We start from the raw sequence: 21,821 nt of genomic DNA, 5'->3' as shown, positions 1-21,821 counted from the left end.
TAAACATATACGTAAAATAAAAAACACTACTCAATTAAGAATGGTGTTACAAATTCTTGACCGTTGCTATGTATTTATTGTTATTAAGTACTAAAAGTTGTCATTTCGTATGGTTATATAAGTATTAAATAAAAAAACCTATCATACCAGCATTTAACGTGCTAATAATGATAGGTAAGATGTAAAAAATGGAGTCGGCGGGATTTGAACCCGCGTCCGAAAATGTCGCCCCTTGAACGTCTACACTCATAGGTTAATAACTTGAAGTTCACTTTTCAGTGCGCCACCAACCACGGCTAACCTGAAAAGCTAGCCTGATTAAACTCTTCTAATGAACCTCAGGTGGAGGGTCATTAGCGTATCCCACTAATAGGTAGGACCCAGGGATAACCCGTGGGAAAGATTAGCTGGATCTACGTCGACTGCTGTTTAGGCAGCTAAGGCGTAAGAATTGTTATTATTTTTAGCAGTTATAATTTAAACTGGACGGTGTATCGTACCGCCAACCGAAGTGCAGTTCAAACTCGAACCATCTCCGTCGAATCCATAACGACCCCAGACGAGACAATAATAATTATAGCATATGCGGAAGTTAAATTAAATCAAAATGTTGTAACCCCTTGACAATGCCGTGGTTAGTATTGGCTGTCGTGATAAATTCAGCATGTTCCTTAACGTTGGGCAAGCCATTGCCCATTACCACCGGATGATCAACGTAGTCTAGCATGGGAATGTCATTATTTCCATCACCAAAAGCATAGGTTGGAATTCCAGTTAGCTGTTCCGTGCGAATGAGTTGTTCAATCCCAGTTGCTTTTGAGGCTCCGTGGTCAACAACATCAATGCTAAAGGGTGAATTTCTGTAAAAGGATAAGACCGCACCAAATGCTTCTTGATAGGCTTGATCAAGGTTAGTATTAGTGACAAACATCATATCAATTGGGCGCTGATGCCAATAATTGGTAGTTACTAACTTTGGCAGGGGGGCATGAACATGTTTACAAGCTTTGATAAGTAATTCATCATGCGCTGTTGATCCCTTGCCTCTCTGATCCAGAACGGTAACCGAATTACCAAACTCAGCAGCAAAGGCTGCAAGTTTATCAATGGTATCCGGATTAATCCGACGGGAAAAGGCGGTTTGGTTTTGGTACATCCCATAGTCACCATTAGAGGCGATTACCGTGTCAATCTTAGTTTTTTGTAAGGTTACAGGAATCTCATACAAAGTACGTCCGGAAGCAATAATTGGTAAACCACCGTTTGTTCGGATTTGATCCATGGCGGTCGCAATTTCGGGGGTGATTTCAGAATTATTATCAAACAAAGTTGCATCAAGATCGAAAAAAACCAAATAGTTATACATAATTAAACCAACCTTACTAGCAATAATTATTTAATTATAGCATTTTTTGCCCCAATTCTCCTATTTTGCCACTGGCAACGATATAATATAAGTGACAACTAATTTATGAGGAGAAATTATGCAGGAAATTGAAATTACAGGTGCCGCCGCTAGTAAATTTGAAGGTGGCTATCCGCTGATCCAAGCCAAGGATTTGGTAGCGCCGATTACAAAACCACAAGTTGGGGACTTTGTTATCCTAACTAACCACGGTCATCCGGTAGCGAGTGCTTATTTAGCAACAACTGAACACAAGCTTGGCTGGGTGCTCAGTAAAAACAGTCAACAAACGCTCGACCAGCAGTTCTTTACAAGGTGTTTCAAACGGGCTTTTCGAAAACGCCAACCGGTTACTGCTGAGGAATCTACTGCAGTTCGCTTATTTAACGGTAGCGCTGATGGAGTCGGTGGGATGACGGTTGATAACTTTGCCGGTGAAGTTTTGGTAACCTGGGAAAATCCGGGAATCCAGCAACAAAGTCACCTTTTGTTAGCGGCGCTTGAGGAGGCATTGCCTGAGTATCGAAATTTGTACGAACTGCGCCATTTCGACGCACAGGCGGTAATCACAGCGGTGCCGGGCGCAGCTCCGCAGCCGCAAACGACGGTCAAGATTAGTGAAGCAGGAACCAATTATTCCATTCAATTGCTGGGGGCTGCCCGACCAGGACTATACTTGGAATATCGACCAGTGCGCGAGCAGCTAAAGAAGAACACGCAGGGAAAAGCAGTCTTGAATTTGTTATTCTATCAAACTGGCATGGTAGCAGCTGCTGAACTGGGTGGGGCGATTCAAACAGAAAACATTGAGATGAAGCAGCGCGCTCAGACAGATTTGCTAGCAGAAATGGAAGTAAATCAGCTTGATGGAAGTCGACAGAAGAATCGAATTATGGATTTACGTGGTTACCTAAATTATGCGCAGAAACATCAGCTTCGGTTCGAAGTGATTACAATTAACTTACCAGCATATTTTCGTAGCAAAAAAGGTAATTTCAATATTCGAAAAGATGCGGAGGCTTTGCTGGCGCAACTGGCAGATTTAGCGGCTGCTCAAGCAGATATTTTCATTACGACGCCGACCAACCAACTTAGTTTAAAAGAGCTCCGTCGCCAAACACAGTTAGCTTTTAAGCAACAAGGACGTTCCATCACCGAGCGGGATCATTTTTCTAGTCCAGCTGATTTCCCAGTTGATCATGAGCTAGAACGAGAAAGTGCCTTTAAGGGGCTGTGGGTAAAAATAGTTGATTAATTATTCAAAGTGTGTAAACGGTTACAAAGGTTATTGCATTCGTGTTTGCCCCGTTTTATAATTAGAATAATCACTTAGTTCACATCCAAGGAGGATGAAGTTATGTTATATGGAAGTATTGAAGCCGGTGGCACCAAGTTCGTTTGCGCGGTTGGGGATGAAAATTTCAACGTCGTTGACCAAACCCAGTTTCCAACGACTACGCCGGACGAAACGCTAGCGCGAACCATTAAATATTTTAAGAAATTTGATCATATTGATGCGTTTGGGATTGCATCATTTGGTCCGATTGATGTTAATCGGGATTCAGAAACCTATGGATGGATTATTAAAACTCCTAAACAAGGTTGGAGCAACATTGATTTCTTAGGCAAAATGAAAGAAAACTTCGATGTTCCAATGTATTGGACCACAGATGTGAACGGGTCAGCATATGGTGAATACATTAAGGCACGCGAAAATGATGAAAAGATTAAGTCGGTGGCCTACGTTACGATTGGAACTGGAATCGGGATGGGAGCAGTAATCAATGGCGATTTTCTTGGAGTGACCGGTACTCCTGAATTTGGTCATATTCGGTTAAAACGGCACCGTGATGATCTTGATTTCCCAGGAACTTGTCCTTGGCACGGAGACTGTTTAGAGGGATTGGCCTCTGGTCCAACGTTTGAGGCCCGAAACGGAGTTAGAGGGGAAGATACCCCTATCGCAGATCCAACATGGGAAATTGTTTCTTACTATATTGCTCAGGCCGTTGTTTCATTGACAGTAACTTTCCGACCTAACAAAATTGTTTTGGGTGGTGGAGTTTGTACCCCAGAAGTATTAGGCAAAGTGCGGGCATACTTTACGCTGTTGTTTAATAATTATCTCAACGTTGGTTCGTTAGAACAATACATTACGCGTCCAGAAATTCCTCATAATGGGTCTGCCACTTTTGGTGACTTTGTTTTGGCACAAAAAGCAATTGACGAACAAAAATAAAATTAATAGCGAGGTAATCTAGATGTCTTACATTAAATTTGACGATTCTAAGGTCAAAAAATTTGTTCATGAGAATGAACTTCCTGAGATGCAAGCTTTAGTAACGGCAGCTGATCAGGAATTACGACAGGGAACGGGAGCTGGAAGCGATTTTCGTGACTGGCTTGATTTACCGTCCACATATGATCAAGATGAATTTTCCAGAATCCAACGAGCCGCTGAAAAAATCAGAAAAGACTCCGAAGTCCTAGTAGTAATCGGAATCGGTGGTTCTTATCTGGGTGCGAAGATGGCAGTTGATTTCTTAAATGGGACTTTCTATAACACGCAGCCTAGTTCAAAACGTCGGGGTGTGCAGGTTGTTTTTGCCGGCAACTCACTCAGTGCTTCGTATTTACAGGAACTAACTGATTTTATTGGTGATCGTGATTTTTCTATCAACATCATTTCAAAATCTGGAACCACGACGGAACCCTCCATCGCCTTTCGATTATTAAAGGCAAAATTAATTAAAAAATATGGAGAAAATGAGGCTAACCAGCGCATTTATGCCACAACGGATGCTAAACATGGGGCTTTACGCCAAGAAGCTACGGCCAGCCAGTATGAAACGTTTGTAATTCCAGATGGAGTTGGCGGTCGGTATTCGGTCCTAACTCCAGTTGGCTTGTTGCCAATTGCAGCAACGGGTGCGGATTTGAATCAGTTGATGAAGGGAGCCAGCGATGCAGCCAAAGCATATGCGGTAACCGATTTAAAGGAAAATCCAGCTTACCGGTATGCTGCCCTGCGAAACATCTTGTACCGCAAGGGTTATTCTACGGAGTTGGTCGAAAATTATGAGCCCAACTTACGCATGTTTGCTGAATGGTGGAAACAGTTGATGGGTGAGTCAGAGGGGAAGGATCAAAAGGGGATTTATCCTTCTTCTGCGAACTTTACTACTGATCTACATTCTTTAGGGCAGTACATTCAAGAAGGATTGCGTGACCTATTTGAGACGGTGATTAAGGTCAAAGAACCACCTTACAATTTAGATGTTCCCATGGACGAAAAGAATTTAGATGGTTTGAATTACTTGCAGGGGATGTCACTAAATGAAGTCAATGAGCGTGCTTATGAAGGAGTCGTGTTGGCGCATAATGATGGTGGAGTTCCTGTTTTGACGGTTGAAATCCCTGACGAGTCTGAATATAGTCTCGGTTATTTAATCTACTTTTTTGAAGTTGCAGTGGCAATTTCTGGATACCTAAATGGGATTAACCCTTTTAATCAACCAGGAGTTGAGGCATATAAGAAAAACATGTTTGCGTTACTCGGCAAACCAGGTTATGAAGAGCTCGGACAACGTCTAAATCGCGAATTAAATCAATAATTTAAGTGCTAAAGGTAAAGAACTGGGAATTTTCCTAGTTCTTTTTAGTTTGGCGAAGGGAGGTTATTTGCTGACAACTGGGAACTTTCACCGACTGTATGATGCGCGTCGAACCACAGTTATCGTAAAATGTTGGTTAGCTGACCTTGGTTTCCTTGTGATTATTAATACAAACAAGAAGCTTAATGCTTTTTTAAATTATTTCATTTAGATGACAATTTGGTTAAAACAAGTTATAAAGACCGCTTTGATAGGTTTGAAGTGGTATAGTAATACTTGTAAGTCAGTAAATAAATAATGTGAATATTCAAACAAAAAGGGAGCGATTTTTTCATGAACAACGAAAAACTACACTATAAAATGTATAAGGCAGGAAAACGGTGGATGTTTGCGGGAATTGCTACTCTATTGGTAAGTGGTGGTGTATTATCTGGAGCACGACCAGTTGCCGCTGATACAGCAGTTGCTACTACTTCAACCCAAGCGACAACTGAACAGTCACATGCTGATAGTACGTCAGCAGCAGCAACTACGAGTGACTCAACAGCACAAGCAACCAGTGAAATGCCTGCTAGTGCAACGATCACTAGTGAGGCGGCTACTTCAGCAACGCCAACGGAAAATACAGCAGTGGCCACCACTACGGAACAAACCGAGAACAATCAGCAACCGGCAAGTGAGACCAGTACTTCATTGACGGATGCTAGCACGGCGATCCCCGCTAGTACGGCAAGTACTGCTAACCAAACTCAAGTTGCCAGTGCAGCAGTTAGTACTGATGCCCCCGTTAGCTCATTAGCGGATGGTGCAGTTAATACGCAAAGTCAAGCTCAACCAGCGAGTGAGACTAATGAACAAACGCAACCAGCTCCAGTTAATTCTGAACCTGAAGCAAATCAACAGTCAGTGGCTGCTAAGACTACCACTACTCCCGCTGCAGACGAGCCGGTCCAACCTGCTAGACCAGCAGCTGTGGCTGCGCAGACGATGCTTGCTACAGTTCAACCGGCAGCAGCTCCAACGGTGGCGTTAGCAAGTACCAACAATGTCATTAGTACGGGGAAACAGTATGTGGGAACTCCTTACGTTTGGGGTGGTTCAACACCCGCAGGCTTTGACTGCTCAGGTTTTACACAATACGTCTTTGGTAAGAATGGAATCTCCTTACCAAGAACCGCAGAAGCACAGTATGGAGCCGTGCAAAAGATTAGTCAGGCACAAGCACAAGCTGGTGATTTGGTCTTCTTTAGTATGGGAGGCATTTATCACGTGGGGATCTACCTTGGTAATGGACTAATGCTGGATGCTCAAAATCGTGGCGTTGTTTACAATGACTCGATTAGTTACTTTAGTGGTCAGGCACTCTTTGGACGAGTTGGGGGTGGCTTTGCAGCAACGAATTCAATCAGTAGTGGTTTGCCATTTGTATCATTAGCAAGCACTAGTTCACAACCAAGAAAAGCGATTGTTGAAAAGTCAGCTCAAAAATCAGATCGTGGTGCAACTCAGCAACTTGCTGCAATTCAAACTAATTCACCCCAAGGATCAGATACTGAAACCAGTACGGATCAACCGGCAGCAACGGACGGTCAAGCAACCAAACAGATGGCGCTTGGACAGGCACCAGCAAATGGTGAAAATACCCAGCAGCAAGCGCAAGGAGAGCAGGTCACTGATAACGGCGCTGGTGAACAACCAGCAGGTCGCTCTCAACAACCAGCAGGAGCAGCTTCGCTAAAGACAGTTGCCGGTGCCAAAAACGAACAAACCACCGATGGACAGACCAATAAATTGCCTCAGACTGGTCAACAAACTAACTTGTTGGTTAGTGCTTTAGGTAGTATCTTAGTGGGATTGAGTGCTGTACTCGGTTTTCGCAAAAAAAATAACTAAATCATTATAAAAAAGAACCTCTGATCTTGGCTTAGCCAAATTTGGAGGTTCTTTTAATTGCGGACAATGCGATTAGAAATTGAGGGGATTTCTTGCTTTTAAACAACATTTTTCGATTTTAATGAGCAGCTTTAAGTTGGTTGCGAAATGTTGCTAGTGATGGATAGTGCTTTTGAACCATTAGTTGAATAAGTTCATCTTGCAGTTTAGTAAATAATTGGGGACCGGCTTGCATCAATGTAGTTCCAACTGAAACAGCATCGGCACCACACAGGATCAACTCGAAGACATCAGTTCCGTTGCGGACTCCACCGGTGCCAATGATTTTAATTGTGGGCTTCAAACGGCTACGAAAGGCATGAACGTTCGCGAGGGCAACTGGTTTAACGTAAGCACCACCAATTCCACCAAAGCCTCCCTTTGGTTCGATTAACGTTCGCTCGGAAGCAGGGTCAACCAGCAACCCGTTGCCAACACTATTAATCGTATTGATAAAGGTTAGTGGAAATTGATTTAAGATGTCCGCAACAGCGTCAAATTGTTGTAAGTCGAAGTACGGTGGAAGTTTAATCCCCAATGGCTTAGTGAAAAGCTTGAATGCCTGTTGCAGAATCTGTTTCAACGCTGCTAGGTCATAACCAATTTGTGGTTTGCCGATGACATTGGGACATGATAAGTTCAACTCAGTGAGCCCCTGAAAACTACTGTCTTGAATCATCTGTAGGGCTGTCAGATTATCCATCGGGTTGGGATTGGCAATCGAGAGGTCGATGGGTTTAGATGCGTCGTGCGTTGTAACGTAATCCAAGTAGTACTTCAGTCCTTGGTTGGGTAGCCCCATGGAATTGATACTACCAAGCGCAACATCTGCATAACGGGGACGTTGATTACCAGACCGTGGTTCCAAAGTAGCGCTTTTGGTAGTAACCCCACCGGCAGTTGATGCAACTAGTTCGTCTAATTCGAGCGCCGTTTCGTCCCACACACCAGCGGCATTAATGAGTGGATTTGAAAACTGGTTGGGACCAATGGTTGTACTGAGATCAATTTTCATAAAAAACTCCTTAAAAAAGGCTCAATCTGAAAAGCCGAGAATTTTCAGATTAAGCCGTAATTAGATATTAGATTAATTAAGCAACCTAGCGGCTTCTCGGAACCGCTTTAAGATTGCTCTTAGCATACTGAATCCATTCTTAGATGTCAATGGAGCTTTGGTTGACAAGCCTGAGCTAGTTCGGTATGGTGAACAACAATAACAAGAAGCTGCTTTAATTCAATCCAGAGAGATTGACAAGTTAACTAGTGATGTTGGATGAATCTGGCATGCTGCGTTAATGGCGGCATGCCTTTTATTATGCAAATTTTTGGTAAAGATAGGAGGATCAGATGGACGCAGAGATTCAGCATGATACCGTTTCGGTTGCAACGATGACCAGTGCAACGGTATTACAAAAAATCCGGTTGGCTGAGCAATTTCGTCAGGGTAAACAGGTTCGGTTGCTAAGACCATCTTATGCAATGAACCTATTCTTTGAAAATAGTACCAGAACGCACACTAGTTTTGAGATGGCTGAACGGCGCCTAGGTTTACAAGTTCTAGACTTTAATGTTAATTCGAGTTCGATTTCAAAGGGAGAAACGTTAGAGGATACCGTTAAAACTCTTCAGGCGATTGGAGTTGATATTGCGGTCATTCGTCATCCAGCTAATGATTATTACCAACAACTTTTAGATGATCGATTAGAGATTAGTATTGTAAATGGTGGAGATGGTAGCGGTCAGCACCCCTCCCAGTCATTGCTCGATATGATGACAATTTACCAAGAATTTGGACATTTTTCTGGGCTTAAAATTGGAATTGTCGGTGATTTAAAACATTCTCGAGTTGCCCGTTCCAACATGGAGTTGTTGACGAGATTAGGTGCAACCATTCGTTTTGCTAGTCCAGATGAGTGGTATTCAGCCGAATTTGCTAAGTATGGCAAACGCTTAAGCTTGGATGAGTTGGTGACACAATGTGATGTCGTGATGCTTTTGCGCGTGCAAAAAGAACGTTTAGGCCAATCATTGCCGCATTTTGATCAGAAACGCTATCATGATCAATTTGGGCTCACCCAAGCCCGCTTTAAACGGCTCCCTCCCCAAGCAATCATCATGCACCCGGCACCGGTTAATCGCGGTATTGAAATTGATTCGGAACTGGTAGAAAGTTCGCAGTCACGAATTTTTAAACAAATGAGTAACGGCATGTACATGCGAATGGCCATTCTGACAGATATACTAGTTGCCAAGGGATTACTTAGTCAAAAAACATTGGAGGGTACTGGTGAGTTTGAAATATCTAATTAAAAACGTTTGGTTGCCGACGACAAAGCGACTCGGTCGACAAGATATCTTAGTGCAAAATGGGATTATTACTAGGATTGCCCCCAAAATTAATGATGCGAAAGCTACGAATATTATCACGGGAGCTGGTAATTATTTATTACCAGGTTTCCTTGATGTACACGTTCATTTTCGAGATCCCGGACAAACCGCAAAGGAGTCGATCGAAACAGGCAGCAGGGCGGCAGCCCATGGTGGTTATACCATGGTTTGTGCAATGCCCAATGTAACTCCGGTTCCTAACACACCACGCGCACTGGCGCAGTTAATCCAGAAAAACCAAGCCGCTGGAGTGGTTCCCGTCAAACAGATTGCGCCAGTAACAACCAATGAACGAGGTAATACGTTAATAGATTTCAAGGGAATGCAGCAGGCTGGTGCGGTGGCTTTTAGTAATGATGGAATTGGGATTCAAAGCGCTGGAACGATGTATGCGGCAATGCAGCAAATCCAAGCAACCGGGCTCCCGTTAGCAGCACATGTTGAGGAGCAATCTTTGATGCATGGGGGAGTGATTAATGCGGGGACAGCTGCTAATCGCCTCAACCTCCCCGGAATTGATGCCGTGGTCGAGACTAGCCAGTTAGCTCGTGATCTTGAGCTGGCTCGGTCAACCGGAGTCCATTATCATGTTTGTCATGTATCAACGGCCAGAAGTGTAGAACTGATTCGACGGGCTAGGGCGGAAGGGATAAATGTTACCGCCGAAGTCACTCCCCACCATCTCCTTTTAAACGATACGATGATCACTGCCGATAATCCGATGTATAAGATGAACCCGCCCTTGCGGACAGCAGCCGACCAGCAAGCGCTCTTAGGCGGATTGTTAGATGGAACCATCGACATGATTGCGACCGACCACGCTCCCCACACTCGTGCAGATAAGGGTAACTCTTTTTTAGATAGTGCTTTTGGGATCACGGGGTTAGAAACGGCTTTTCCCTTGCTCTATACAAAATTAGTGACAACTAAAACAGTTACATTATCCCAGCTCATAAACTGGATGAGTACTCGTCCGGCTGAGTTATTTCAACTTCCGGTTCCTGAATTAGCAGTTGGGAAAAAATTAAATGGAGCACTTTGGGATTTAACTAATGCGCAAACTTTGAAGCCCGCAACGCAACTTTCAAAGGGAACCAACAGTCCGTTTTGGGGCACGGTGGTGAGCGCCACCCAGATACAAACATTTGTTAATGGGCATTTGGTGACGCTTTGATAGTCTCTGGAACTCACTTAGGATTTCATTGTATTTTGACAGCCACGAATTGCTCTACTAAACTAGTGATATTACGAAAGATTTGGAGAGAAATTCATGAAAAAGATAACCCCTTGGTTAGCAGCAGTGGCAACCAGTGTCACGCTTTTCTTAGGCTTTTCTGGTTTGCAAGGGACGAAACCCGTGCAGGCGGCAGTCCCTGAAAGTACCACCACGTATCAAAATTTACAGCAACAAGATTATCAACCAGGGACGGCTGCCTATCAGGTCTTAAATAATGATCAGCCAGAAACGATTACGGCCCAGAGCTTTACGAGTAATCGGATTGATTATCATGATTTAGATCAGTATAACCGAGCACAGACAGCCACGGCGTATCTAACTAGCAATAATTTGGGGAAATCCGAGGGGCGAGCAGCTCAGATTTTTAAACCGACTGGTTGGCATAATCAACCAAAACAAGTTAACGGCGAACGAGTTTTTCCTGTAAATCGTGGGCACCTGATTGCCTACACTTGTACATTTAATTTAAACCAAGCTGGTCAGCCCGAGCCAGGAGCACTCGGCTCAATTGATAATCCTAAAAACCTATTCACGCAAACGGCCTTTTCTAATCAAAAGGTAATGACCATCAATGAGCAAGCGGTGCGGGATGCATTAGCCGCTGGTAAACAAGTTATCTATCAAGTAACGCCGGTTTATCAGGGCAGTGATTTGATGGCAAAAGGGGTGTGGGTCCAGGCGATTAGTTCAGACGGTGCAATGCATTTTAACCGCTATCTGTATAACGTACAACCAGGTCTAAGATTCGATTATCAAACGGGTCGTTCGCAAATTGATGCGGCCATGACCGTTCCTACCCCACCGAGTGCCGTTCATCGGCAAGCCACCCGGCTCAACCTCTTTTCAAGCCATCATCGGCGCGTTACCAATCGGCATCATCGAGTTAGGCATCAATTTTAGGCTAAGAAAAACCGCTCACAAACAATGAGCGGTTTTTTAATTGCTTGAAAAGGGATGGTCAGCCAATAGTTTGGTATAAAAAGCAGCTTCTTGAACGGCGGTACTAATTCGGTGTTCAAACACTGCTTGTTTCGGATCGTCTGGCTGCCACTTTCCGTCTGGTTGCCAGTGAGTAGCAACTTTGGCAATTGATGTTAGATGAGGGAGAACAAAAAAGTTCATTCTAGTTAAGACCGGGAGTAAAGCATTAAAAGCCCACTGACCACCACGGGCATTATCAGCATAGGTAATGACTTTAGTTGCTTTACCACGAGGCTCTTCTCCGAGAAAATCCAAGGCATTTTTCAAAACAGCTGGGAAACTATGATTGTATTCAGGGGTTAGGATTAGGTAACCGTCCGCAGCTGCCATTTGATTTACCCACTGAGCCTCATTTGGGGGAAGGGTTCGATTTTGATTACCAAGTGGAGGCTCATCTTCATAAAAAAAGGGGAGATGCAGTTCCGAAAGCTCAATTAAATTAAGGTTGACTTTAAATTGTTGCTCAAATTGCTCTTGCTGCAACCTGAAATAATTAAATAGATTTCGACCTCGGGCAGCTGGTCGACTGGTTCCTAAAATGACATTAATTTTGATCATGGGGGCTCCTTTGGGGACTTGATTTGCGATTAACTGGGTTTTTATCTATACTTACCAATGCATGTAAAAAACAAGAGGTGGCACTTTGAAACAAAAACATGATGAAAAAATTGGAAGATTAGGACTAACAGCCTTTGTGCTTTCGGCGATGGTTGGTGGGGGGATCTATGATCTTCCACAAAATATGGCGATGCATGCTGGAGTGATAGGGCAAGTGGGAGCCTGGTTAGTTACTGGTCTAATTATCGGTCTGGTTGTACGGTCGTTTTTAATTCTCTCACAAGTTCGTCCCCAATACACGACCGGACTTTATCATTATGCCCAGGCGGGCTTTGGTAAGTTTACCGCTTTTTTTGTGAGCTGGGGTTATTGGATTTGTCAGACCTTTGCAATCGCAGCCTATGCGGTTTTGCTGACGGCTACTCTAAACGTGTTTTGGCCAGGAATGTTTAGTGGTGGAAATAACTGGCAAGCAGTCATTGTTGGTAGCGTAATCTTGTGGACGATGATTTTTTTGATTACTCGCGGGATTCAGACCACCAGTCGGATTGACTTAGTGGGAACTGTTTGTATGTTAGTCATTGTAGCGGTCTTTATTTGTAGCATGCTAGTGGCATTTCATTGGAAAATTTTTTGGCAAGATCCATTGGGAACTGCGCCACATAGCCACTTTAAATTGGGTAATCCCTTACAACAAGTGCAACATTCTTTACTAACTACTCTGTGGGTTTTTTCTGGGGTAGAGAGTGCTGTCGTTTTGTCAAAAAAATCAAAAAGTCAGCAAGCGGTTCGTCATGCTACTCGTGACGGGTTTCTGATTTGTTTGGGTCTATATGCAGCAGTTTCAATTTTGCCATTAGGAGTGCGTAGTTATGAACAAGTAGCAGGAATGAGCAGTCCGTCTACCGCAGTTTTGTTAGGAATGGTGTTGGGGACAACGGGTCGTCTATTGATTACTTTTGGTGTCATTATTGCCGTATTGGCGAGTTGGTTAAGTTGGATTTTAGTGCTAGCTGAAATCCCGATGGCAGCGGCAGTTTCTGGGACCTTTCCACGGTGGTTTGGAAAAATCAATCACCGACGGGTTCCAATACCTTCGTTGTTGGCAACAGGGGCAATCATTCAGATCATTATTATCTTTACACATTTTTCCACCGCAGCTTTCAACACGACCTTGACAATTGTAGCGACCATGACCATTCCGCCGTACTTAATTTCGATGTTATTTTTAGTTAAAATTAGTGCACATGAGCGGACTTTTAATCCCCAGCACGAACAGGTCGGAGTTTCACGGAAAACGGCTTTGATAACAGCCGTGCTGGCTAGTTTGGGAACATTGTTTATGGGATATACAGCTGGCCTTTGGTACATAAATCTGGCCTTTATTATTTATGCCTTGGGAATTCCATTGTTTATCTGGACTCGCCACCATGATGACCCCCATCAGCCCATTTTTGGTAAGTTCGAACGCTGGTTTGCTTTACTGATTGTGGCGGTCGCTGTTGGTGGTCTCTTGCTGTTATTGGAGGTAGTTTAAAAATGATTTTTAATTTTTTCTTGACAAAAACTTAATTATCCTATAAATTGGCTTCAACTAAAAATTAAGAAAACAATGCGCAGAGGATTAGTTTTAGTAACCGTCTAGAGAGTTTCCGGTAATGGTGCAAGGAAACCGAAGTGCTAAAACGAAGGTAGGCTGCAAGTTACGGGTTCGATGCTGATTAGTATAGGGTTCGTTGGGAGTGCCCATTATTGCACAATAGTATCGCTGCGAACGCAACGGCGAACTTACTGAGCCGACCGTTTGGTTGGAAATTCAAGGTGGTAACGCGTTTTAAACGTCCTGGACTGTGTATGACAGTTTGGACGTTTTTTTAATAGAAGCGTCGCTAGCGATACTTACTGAGCTGATTTTTGTGAGAGAATCAGAAAATCTGGTGGTACCCCGCTGTTGGCGGCCAGTGCAGCGATTGGTTAGTTGTACAGGAGGGTATCATGGATAAATTACCGAGTAAGTTAAGCTTTAGGCAGTATTTGTTATTGGCATCATTACTATTTGGTCTGTTTTTTGGGGCGGGTAATTTAATTTTCCCGATTCATTTAGGTCAAGTAGCTGGCCCAAATTGGTTGCCAGCGGTGATTGGGTTTTTGTTATCGGCAATTTTACTTCCGCTGGGTTCGATCCTAGCGTTAAGCATTACTAAAAGTGCAAGTATGTATGATCTGGCATTGCCAGCTGGGAAATGGTTCGCGATGCTTTTTCTAGTTTTGACGCATGCCTCCCTCGGATTGTTGATTGCAGCACCTAGAACTGCAACGGTAACTTTTTCCATGGGAATTGCACCGTTTGTACCGGCTGGTTGGGATGGCATGGCTTTGCTAATATTTTCACTCCTCTTTTTCTTGGCTGTTTGGTGGTTGGCTTTTCATGAACAAAGCGTGACGAGAAATGTTGGGAAAATTTTGAATCCGTTATTTCTATTTCTACTGTTAATTTTGTTTGTGATTGCTTTTGTTTTATACGATGACATGCGTCGCCTGCCCATCGTTCCCCAAGCAGTAAAAGCGGCGCCTACGTTGATTAATGGTTTCTTAGAAGGTTATAACACCATGGACGCACTGGCAGGATTGGGTTTTGGAGTAACCATTATTGCTGCTTTACAGGCTTTTGGACAAACTGCCAAAGAACGGTCGTGGTCGGTAATTAAAGTTGGCAGTTTGACCATGGGTTTTGAAGCTCTGATCTATACATTTTTAATTGCTTTGGGGGCTGGTAGCCTACAATTTACCAAACTTAGTGTTGATGGTGGGACTGCTTTTGCGGTAATTATGAGACATTATACTGGGGTTGTGGGAGCTGCCATGTTGGCCGCTTTAACCCTACTGGCCTGTCTGACGACGGCGATTGGTTTATTGACGTCATTATCACAAGATTTGGGTCGCCGCTTTCCTCGGATTGGGTACCATAAATTTTTAACGGGAGCGACGTTCATTTCGTTTTTAATTGCTAACTTGGGTTTAACTAAGATTATTTTGTATTCGGCTCCGTTACTAAGTTTTTTATACCCCCTAGCAATTAGTTTGATTTTGCTAGGAATTTTTCAACCATTATTACGCCAACGCACGCGTTGGTACCGAATTACAATCGGCTTAGTGTTGATTCCAGCGGTTCTAGATGCATTACATGCTCTGCCAGCTGAGCTAGCCAGCTGGGCCCCGATTGCAGTGATTAATCAACTAGCTGGAAAATTGCCCTTATATCAAGTTGGATTAGATTTTATTCCCTTTTTGGTAATTGGATTATGTAGTAGTTTTATTTTAAATCGCATGTTTAAATCGGCTTAGAAGTTCCCTTGAACGATATGTTACAAAAAGTAACACAACAGGTTTACAGAAGCTACTAATCGCCCTATAGTTGGGAATAAAAACATGGGGGATGGATTTATGCAGAAAATAGGGCAACAATTGAGTCGACCTGTAAAAGGGATGTTATTAGCAATCTTTGCTTCTTCATCATGGGGATTTTCAGGGGCATTGCAGCAGTTTGTTTCACAAACTGAAACCATTCCAGCTGGCTGGTTTTTATCAGCTCGAACCACTTTTACCGGATTGATTCTCTTGACAGCTTGTGCTGTGATTTATCGAGGAAAGATTTTTAACGTTTTTAAAAGTTGGCGTTCAATCGCTTGGCTGATAGCTTACGGGTTGCTGGGCTTGGCCGCTAATATGGGTAGTTTTTATGTGGCAATTCAACAAGGTGGAGCAAACGGGGCTAGTTCAGCAACGATTTTGCAATACTTAGCGCCATTGTTCATCTTACTAGGAGCTTTTTTATTTCAACATAAAAAACCACTTAAAATTGATTTGATTGTGTTCCTAATTGCGTTGTTAGGAGTTTTCTTATCCGTAACTCGGGGAAATATTCATGAACTTTCAATTCCGATTATTTCCTTAGTGATGGGGATTGTATCAGGGATTACGGCGGCTTGCTACGTAGTCTTACCAAAAGAAATTGGACGTGACAACCCACCAATGGTGATTTTGGGATGGGGGACACTAATTGCAAGCGTAGCCTTTAATTTGCATCAACCAGTGTGGGTTGATGTTCCTCACTTGAGTACAGGAGGGATTTTGGGGATTGCTGGAATTATCTTTTTTGGGACGATTTTAACTTTCCCATCAGTCATCTATGCGACTCGATATACTGACTCGGCGACGATTAGTTTGATTGATGCTATTCAACCGGTCATTACCTTTGTGATTAGTATTTTTTGGTTTCAGGCAGACATTAGCTGGCCAGAAATCATTGGGGCTGTTTTGATTATTGTTGCGATCTACATCCTACAGGCAGCTCAACGTCACCCAGAACGTTTGAATAATAAAAGTTCAGGAGAGGTGTAATGTCACCCATTAAAATAGATCATGAATTGAGTTTGCGGTTACCCGACGTTGCTAGCGATGCACCGGCGCTTTTTGCTCAATTAGCTGCTTCTAGAACGACCATTGCTAAGTGGTTGCCGTGGGCTGATCAAATTACCAGTCCGGAGCAGGAGGCGACTTTTTTGCGAAGGAGCAAACAGGATCGGGGCTTGCTGTTGGTTATTACTGCTGATCAGCGTCCGGTCGGAATGGTCAGTTTTAATCGATTTATGAACGAGCAACGCGAAGCAGAGGTCGGCTATTGGTTAGGTAACCAAGTTACTGGCCGAGGAATTATGCATAGGTCATTGCAAGCTTTGTGTGAGTATGGATTTGCAAATTATCCACTAGAAAAGATTTGGGTGAAAGTAGCGGTTGATAATGTTGCTAGTAATGCAGTTGCCCGTGGCGCCGGATTTCAGCTAAAGACCGTTAAACCACAAGCGCTTGAATTGCATGGTCGATTTCATGACGAGAATTGTTGGTTACTGCAAGCGACCGATTTTAAACCAAAACGTGTGAGCGAGAAAGGATAGAAATAACGTGGAAACTAATTTAATCGTCAAGCCTTTTGCTGAACTAACTAATTCGGCATTACTAGCCCTTTTATTTGCCCGAAATCAGGTCTTTATTGTTGAACAAGGGATTCAGGAAAATGAGATTGATTCCCATGACTTAGTTGCTTATCATGTCATGCGTTTTGACGAGAAAGATCAAATTGTTGCCTATGCTCGAGTCTATCAGCAACCACAAGGGGTTACTTTTGGACGGGTGTTGACTATGAAAGGATTTCGAAAGCACGGGCTTGGTCGACAAATTGTTAAGGATGCGATTACAACAGCATTGCAAAAATTCCCGCAGCAACCATTGACCATTTCAGCACAGGCGTATTTAAAGAAATTTTACCAATCACTGGGCTTTGTTCCGGTTTCCTCAGAGTACCTCGAAGTCGGAATTAAGCATCTTAAAATGCAGTATGCCCCCACCAATATTGGTGAAGCTTAACTGCTTGCTAATTTTAGATGGAAAAGCAACGCAAATGGGGCTTATTGATAATGGTGATTGTTAGACAAAGAAAAAATGAGACACATCCAATAATTTATAAGATACGGAGGGCTCCGATGCAACCCACGACCTTTTTTAAAGAAGCCCAAGCAGCGGGCGCAATTCCCCAAACTGCTCGTTTGCAAAGTAGTTACCAGTTTGGAGATGAAGCTGATCAACTTGCCCAATTAATCATAGCTGGGGAAAAAACAGCTACTACTAGTCTCTATGAATTATATGAAAAAGATGGCGATGAACTGCCAACTAAGCATGCTTATGATGTTATTTTAGATGGACGACAACAACCAGTTGCGATTATCAAAAATGATGATATCCAGGTGGTTGATTATTTAGCGGTCGATGCCGCCCATGCCTTTGCGGAAGGGGAGGGCGATCGAACCCTGCAAGCTTGGCGGACGGCGCACGATCGATTTTTTGCGGAAGAATGTCAAGCAGAAGGCCTGCAATTTGACCCAGCAACTGCACGAGCAGTCCTAGAGACTTTTCACGTAGTGTACGTCCGCTAAGGCACGTTTAAGCGCAATTGAATTGCTGGTTTTAATCAGTAGCTCAGACAGAGTGACATTTGCGAAGTTTAATAGCTCAACTGGGTCACTCCGAAAAAGCAAGGTAATTAGCAATGAGATTGCACGAAAACAGCTGACAATTTATTTAGGCAAGAACAACAAAAAAGCCGCCATAACAAGCGTTATGACGACCAATGAAACTAATAGATTGGGTATACTGGACTCGAACCAGTACATTACGGATTCAGAGTCCGCTGCCTTACCAGTTTGGCTAATACCCAATAAGTACAATAAATATATTACATTGATTGCCAATAAATGTCAAACATTATTTTTAGTTGACAGACAAGGCGGAACCAAGTAGAATTACATTGTTGTGTTATTGCCCGTTGGTCAAACTGGTTTAAGACGTCGCCCTCTCAAGGCGGAGCTACGAGTTCGAGTCTCGTACGGGTAACTATTAAAAAGTCGCTAACTAGCGACTTTTTTTGTTGGTAAATGAAAGTGGGGGATCAGCATGAATTTACCAAAAACCACGGGGGTTTTAGCTGCTTTAACCGCAGATCAGTTGGTTCCAGGGGTTTCGTATGCTTTCATTCAAGGTCAACAGACGTCGCTGCACTATCATGGGAAGAAAAGTTGGGATCCGGTGGTAACCAAACTTCTCCCGGAGCAATTATACGACGTTGCTTCATTAACTAAGGTGGTGGGGACGGTTCCGGTTATTTTACGGCTAATTGAGCAGAACCGTTTACATTTAGACGATTCATTGACTACTTATTTACCAGAATGGCATGCGCCACGGGTCACAATCCGCCACCTCTTAACGCATACGGCTGACATCCGTGGCTACATCCCGAATCGAGATCGCCTGAATGCGCAAGAATTAAAAACAGCGCTGTTGGGTCTGTCAGCAGGACCATTGCTAGGGAACCAGATGCATTACCAAGACGCTAACTTTATTTTTCTAGGATGGGTGGCAACTAAAATAACGGGATTGCCGATTCAGTCGTTGATTAGTCAAATGGTATTGCAGCCGTTAGGGATGCATGATTCAACTTTTCAGCCCGATCCCAAGTCCTCGGTTCCGACTACCTACGATCCGCAGACCCATACTAACTTAGCGGGACGAGTGCATGATCCCAAAGCAAGGGTACTAGGGGAAAATTGTGGTTCAGCGGGCTTATTTAGCTCGCTGTGTGACTTGGTTCATTTTATGCAATGGATGTTACAAATTAGACAACCAGGAGTCGTTTTAACCCCAGCAACTTTGGATCGTCTGAGCCAAGATCAAACACCGATGCAAGATGGGGGTCGCTCCTTTGGATGGCAGTTGAACAACTTTAATGGCCAAGAATTTCTGAGCCAAACTGGTTATACTGGAACAATGCTGGTATTAGTCCCGCAACTGCAAAGTGGTTTGGTTCTGCTTTCTAATCGGGTCCACCCAGTTGTTGGAGAACGCTATTTATGGGCACGAGAACGACTCTTGCAAACCTATTTGGCAGAGATTTGGTCAAAAAAATAAACATCCGTAATTTCGGTTCGAAAATAGTGCTTTTTCGGTCAGAAAGTCGATAATTTACTTGTCATTTTCTAAAAAAACTTCCTGTTAGCTAACAGGAAGTTTTTTTATTAATATCCAGAAATTTGAACCTGGTTTTTCATTTCCGTAAAGTCTGTATCAGGATATTTGGTTTCTAACGCTTGAAACATCATATGGACAGCGAAGTTACCATTGCGAGCCATAATGGGACCGTGAAAATAAGTTCCAGTAGTGTTTTTGTAGACAGCTCCCTCGGTTCCGTCGGTTCCATTATTTCCATAGCCCTTGAGAACCTTTCCTAATGGGTGCTCATTTTCACCCAAATAAGTAACTCCTTGGTGATTTTCAAAACCATGATATTCTTGGCCCGTGGCAGCATTTTTAATGAGAATATCACCGATAAACCGATGTTCATGTTGCTGTTCGGTATAGTGATTCATAGCACTGATTCCTGGAAGCTTACGTCCTTCGGCATCAACGTAGTACTTTCCTAGCATTTGGTAACCACCACATACCGCTACGAGGGGTTTGTTTTGTTCAATAAATTTAATTAGTTCCTTTTTTTTGGTTTGTAAATCTTTAGCAACAATACTTTGTTCAAAATCTTGTCCACCACCAAAAACCGCAAAGTCATATGCATCTGCCTGAAAATCTTCCTCGAGGCTAACTACTTTTGAAGTAACGGTGACTCCGATTTGTTTAGCATAAAATTGCAAAACTAGGATATTACCAATATCTCCATAAGTGTTCATTAGATCACCATATAAATGGGCAACCCGAATTGAGAATGACATTATTTTTTCACTCCTTTGATATAACCTTTTTTAGTGAGGATTGCGCGAACCTGCATCATGGCGGTGTAGGTAGCTAAGATATAAACTTTTTTAGTAGGCATATTAGGAATATCTGCTACTACTTTTTCTAAGTCCGGTTGAATGCGATGTTGTTCAGCTGGCACTCCAGCAACTTGCAACCGTAAAGTAATGTCTCGATAACGTTTGCCACCAGTTTCAAACTGTTTGATGTTCATATTAGGGAGTCGTTCGAACTCGCCGTCCCAGATCCAACTGGTATCGATACCGTCAGCGTAGTTGGCATTTAAGAGGCCAATAAATGAAAAGGGTTCCGATTCGGTTGCGAGGAGGTCGATGACCTGATTAGTTCCAACCGGATTTTTAACCAAAATGATAGTGACTTCTTTGCCAGCAACATTAATTTCTTCCTGACGACCAAAGATTCGTTGGTTAGTCTCAAAAGCATGTTTAATCTGAGTGGGATTAATTCCGACTTCGCGACCAACTGCATAAGCAGCTAAGGCATTATAGATATTGTAAGTTCCACCAATTTCAATTTGATAAGCATGGCCATCAATCATAAATCGCGAGTTAGTTGGAGTTTTTGCACTGATTTCATTCACGCTAAATTTAAGGTCCGGTCGTTTGAAACCACAGTGCGGACAGAAGTAATCTCCCAAGTTGGCATAGGTGATGTAATGAAAATGGATAATGTGCTGACAAACGGGACATAGGACTCCGTCAGTATTTGGAGCAGCTTTCCGGTCGTCTGTGGCCGCTTGGTGCTTAATTCCATAGTAAACTTGTGGATTAGGTAAATCTTTGGAGTTAAAGATGGCTTCATCACCGTTAGCAACAACCAATGCATCAGGAGCCAGTTTGATACCATCGATGATTTTTTGGTAAGTAGTGTAGATCTCGCCGTAGCGATCAAGTTGATCTCTGAAGATGTTGGTTAGGACAAACATTTTCGGGCGTAATTGCTCGACAATTGGCTTGACATTGGCCTCGTCAACTTCAAGAACCGCAATTCCCTTTTTACCAGCAGTAGGCCGGCTGCTTTCTAGAAAAGTAGAGACAATTCCTTGTACCATATTTGAACCAGTTTTATTGGTCAGAACCTTATCATATTTTTCTTGGAGGACTTGGACAATCAAAGCGGTCGTTAACGTCTTTCCGTTTGTTCCACTGACAATGATGACGTCATAGTTTTTGCCCATTTCATGCAAAACATCTGGGTCAATTTTGGTTGTGATTTTACCGGGTAAGGAGCTTCCACCCCCCATAAAATTATGCAGAAACCAATATGAAGATTTTCCTGCCATTGTTGCTAGGTTACTTTTAAACGACATGGGTGTTTCACTTCCTTTGCTAGG

At 43.1% G+C, this 21,821-nt stretch carries 19 protein-coding genes, 2 tRNA genes and 1 other RNA gene; 15 read left to right on the top strand and 7 right to left on the bottom strand.

Annotated features, from left to right (window positions below):
* Positions 1-186 precede the first annotated feature (186 nt).
* Positions 187-557: a transfer-messenger RNA gene (gene ssrA / locus FC87_RS06760) on the bottom strand.
* Between the two features lie 35 nt (positions 558-592).
* The gene (locus FC87_RS00520; protein ID WP_035422170.1) at positions 593-1,366 is read right to left on the bottom strand and encodes a Cof-type HAD-IIB family hydrolase; all 774 of its coding nucleotides are present in this window, start codon (positions 1,364-1,366) and stop codon (positions 593-595) included.
* 118 nt (positions 1,367-1,484) lie between these two features.
* Between FC87_RS00520 and FC87_RS00515 the strand changes: the two genes are divergently transcribed.
* The 4 genes from FC87_RS00515 to FC87_RS06890 all read left to right on the top strand — a co-directional run bounded on the left by FC87_RS00515 (position 1,485) and on the right by FC87_RS06890 (position 6,912).
* Positions 1,485-2,660 (top strand): class I SAM-dependent methyltransferase, encoded by a 1,176-nt coding sequence (locus tag FC87_RS00515; protein WP_035422172.1) that lies wholly within the window; start codon positions 1,485-1,487, stop codon positions 2,658-2,660.
* Positions 2,661-2,762: 102 nt separating this feature from the next.
* Entirely contained in the window at positions 2,763-3,644 is an 882-nt protein-coding gene (locus tag FC87_RS00510) for an ROK family protein (protein ID WP_009167313.1), read from the top strand.
* Positions 3,645-3,666: 22 nt separating this feature from the next.
* On the top strand, positions 3,667-5,019 hold the full coding sequence (locus FC87_RS00505) for a glucose-6-phosphate isomerase (RefSeq protein ID WP_035422175.1): 1,353 nt from the start codon (positions 3,667-3,669) through the stop codon (positions 5,017-5,019).
* A 333-nt stretch (positions 5,020-5,352) separates the two neighbouring features.
* Complete coding sequence (locus FC87_RS06890) at positions 5,353-6,912, top strand: NlpC/P60 family protein (protein WP_056961318.1); 1,560 nt, start codon at positions 5,353-5,355, stop codon at positions 6,910-6,912.
* A gap of 118 nt (positions 6,913-7,030) precedes the next feature.
* On the opposite strand, the gene FC87_RS00495 is transcribed toward FC87_RS06890, so the two are convergent.
* Positions 7,031-7,966 (bottom strand): dihydroorotate oxidase, encoded by a 936-nt coding sequence (locus tag FC87_RS00495; protein ID WP_054689933.1) that lies wholly within the window; start codon positions 7,964-7,966, stop codon positions 7,031-7,033.
* A 332-nt stretch (positions 7,967-8,298) separates the two neighbouring features.
* Between FC87_RS00495 and FC87_RS00490 the strand changes: the two genes are divergently transcribed.
* The 3 genes from FC87_RS00490 (at position 8,299) to FC87_RS00480 (ending at position 11,476) form a co-directional block, all read left to right on the top strand.
* Positions 8,299-9,261 (top strand): aspartate carbamoyltransferase catalytic subunit, encoded by a 963-nt coding sequence (locus tag FC87_RS00490; protein WP_056961316.1) that lies wholly within the window; start codon positions 8,299-8,301, stop codon positions 9,259-9,261.
* Positions 9,245-10,513, top strand: a complete 1,269-nt coding sequence (locus tag FC87_RS00485) for a dihydroorotase (RefSeq protein ID WP_056961359.1) — start codon at positions 9,245-9,247, stop codon at positions 10,511-10,513. The genes FC87_RS00490 and FC87_RS00485 overlap by 17 nt, the downstream gene beginning before the upstream one ends.
* A gap of 96 nt (positions 10,514-10,609) precedes the next feature.
* On the top strand, positions 10,610-11,476 hold the full coding sequence (locus FC87_RS00480) for a DNA/RNA non-specific endonuclease (protein WP_056961314.1): 867 nt from the start codon (positions 10,610-10,612) through the stop codon (positions 11,474-11,476).
* A gap of 36 nt (positions 11,477-11,512) precedes the next feature.
* Here the strand turns inward: FC87_RS00480 and FC87_RS00475 are convergent, their stop codons facing one another.
* Positions 11,513-12,115 carry an NADPH-dependent FMN reductase gene (locus tag FC87_RS00475; protein ID WP_056961312.1) on the bottom strand — a complete coding sequence of 201 codons (603 nt, stop codon included), beginning with the start codon at positions 12,113-12,115 and terminating at the stop codon, positions 11,513-11,515.
* Positions 12,116-12,200: 85 nt separating this feature from the next.
* On the opposite strand from FC87_RS00475, the gene FC87_RS00470 reads away from it, so the two are divergent.
* From FC87_RS00470 to FC87_RS00445, 6 genes are all read left to right on the top strand, one after another.
* A complete protein-coding gene (locus FC87_RS00470; protein WP_056961310.1) occupies positions 12,201-13,652 on the top strand; it encodes an amino acid permease in 1,452 nt (483 codons plus the stop codon).
* Between the two features lie 458 nt (positions 13,653-14,110).
* Entirely contained in the window at positions 14,111-15,460 is a 1,350-nt protein-coding gene (brnQ, locus tag FC87_RS00465; RefSeq protein ID WP_056961308.1) for a branched-chain amino acid transport system II carrier protein, read from the top strand.
* Positions 15,461-15,559: 99 nt separating this feature from the next.
* Positions 15,560-16,516 (top strand): DMT family transporter, encoded by a 957-nt coding sequence (locus tag FC87_RS00460; protein WP_056961306.1) that lies wholly within the window; start codon positions 15,560-15,562, stop codon positions 16,514-16,516.
* Entirely contained in the window at positions 16,516-17,070 is a 555-nt protein-coding gene (locus FC87_RS00455) for a GNAT family N-acetyltransferase (RefSeq protein WP_054689949.1), read from the top strand. Before FC87_RS00460 ends, FC87_RS00455 begins: the two co-directional genes overlap by 1 nt.
* Positions 17,071-17,077: 7 nt before the next feature.
* A complete protein-coding gene (locus tag FC87_RS00450) occupies positions 17,078-17,539 on the top strand; it encodes a GNAT family N-acetyltransferase (protein WP_056961304.1) in 462 nt (153 codons plus the stop codon).
* Positions 17,540-17,655: 116 nt separating this feature from the next.
* On the top strand, positions 17,656-18,105 hold the full coding sequence (locus FC87_RS00445) for an ASCH domain-containing protein (protein WP_054689954.1): 450 nt from the start codon (positions 17,656-17,658) through the stop codon (positions 18,103-18,105).
* Between the two features lie 208 nt (positions 18,106-18,313).
* On the opposite strand, the gene FC87_RS00440 is transcribed toward FC87_RS00445, so the two are convergent.
* Positions 18,314-18,386: transfer RNA gene (locus FC87_RS00440), tRNA-Gln, on the bottom strand.
* Between the two features lie 102 nt (positions 18,387-18,488).
* On the opposite strand from FC87_RS00440, the gene FC87_RS00435 reads away from it, so the two are divergent.
* Positions 18,489-18,562, top strand: a tRNA-Glu gene (locus FC87_RS00435).
* A gap of 60 nt (positions 18,563-18,622) precedes the next feature.
* A complete protein-coding gene (locus FC87_RS00430) occupies positions 18,623-19,633 on the top strand; it encodes a serine hydrolase domain-containing protein (RefSeq protein ID WP_056961302.1) in 1,011 nt (336 codons plus the stop codon).
* A gap of 107 nt (positions 19,634-19,740) precedes the next feature.
* Here the strand turns inward: FC87_RS00430 and FC87_RS00425 are convergent, their stop codons facing one another.
* Positions 19,741-20,445 carry a type 1 glutamine amidotransferase gene (locus tag FC87_RS00425; RefSeq protein WP_009166506.1) on the bottom strand — a complete coding sequence of 235 codons (705 nt, stop codon included), beginning with the start codon at positions 20,443-20,445 and terminating at the stop codon, positions 19,741-19,743.
* Entirely contained in the window at positions 20,445-21,797 is a 1,353-nt protein-coding gene (locus FC87_RS00420; protein WP_056961300.1) for a Mur ligase family protein, read from the bottom strand. Before FC87_RS00420 ends, FC87_RS00425 begins: the two co-directional genes overlap by 1 nt.
* Positions 21,798-21,821: the final 24 nt, after the last annotated feature.

The organism is Fructilactobacillus florum DSM 22689 = JCM 16035, from assembly GCF_001436645.1.
GTDB lineage: Bacteria > Bacillota > Bacilli > Lactobacillales > Lactobacillaceae > Fructilactobacillus > Fructilactobacillus florum.
Note: the sequence above shows the minus strand (reverse complement) of the source record. Positions and strands in the feature narration are given on the sequence as shown.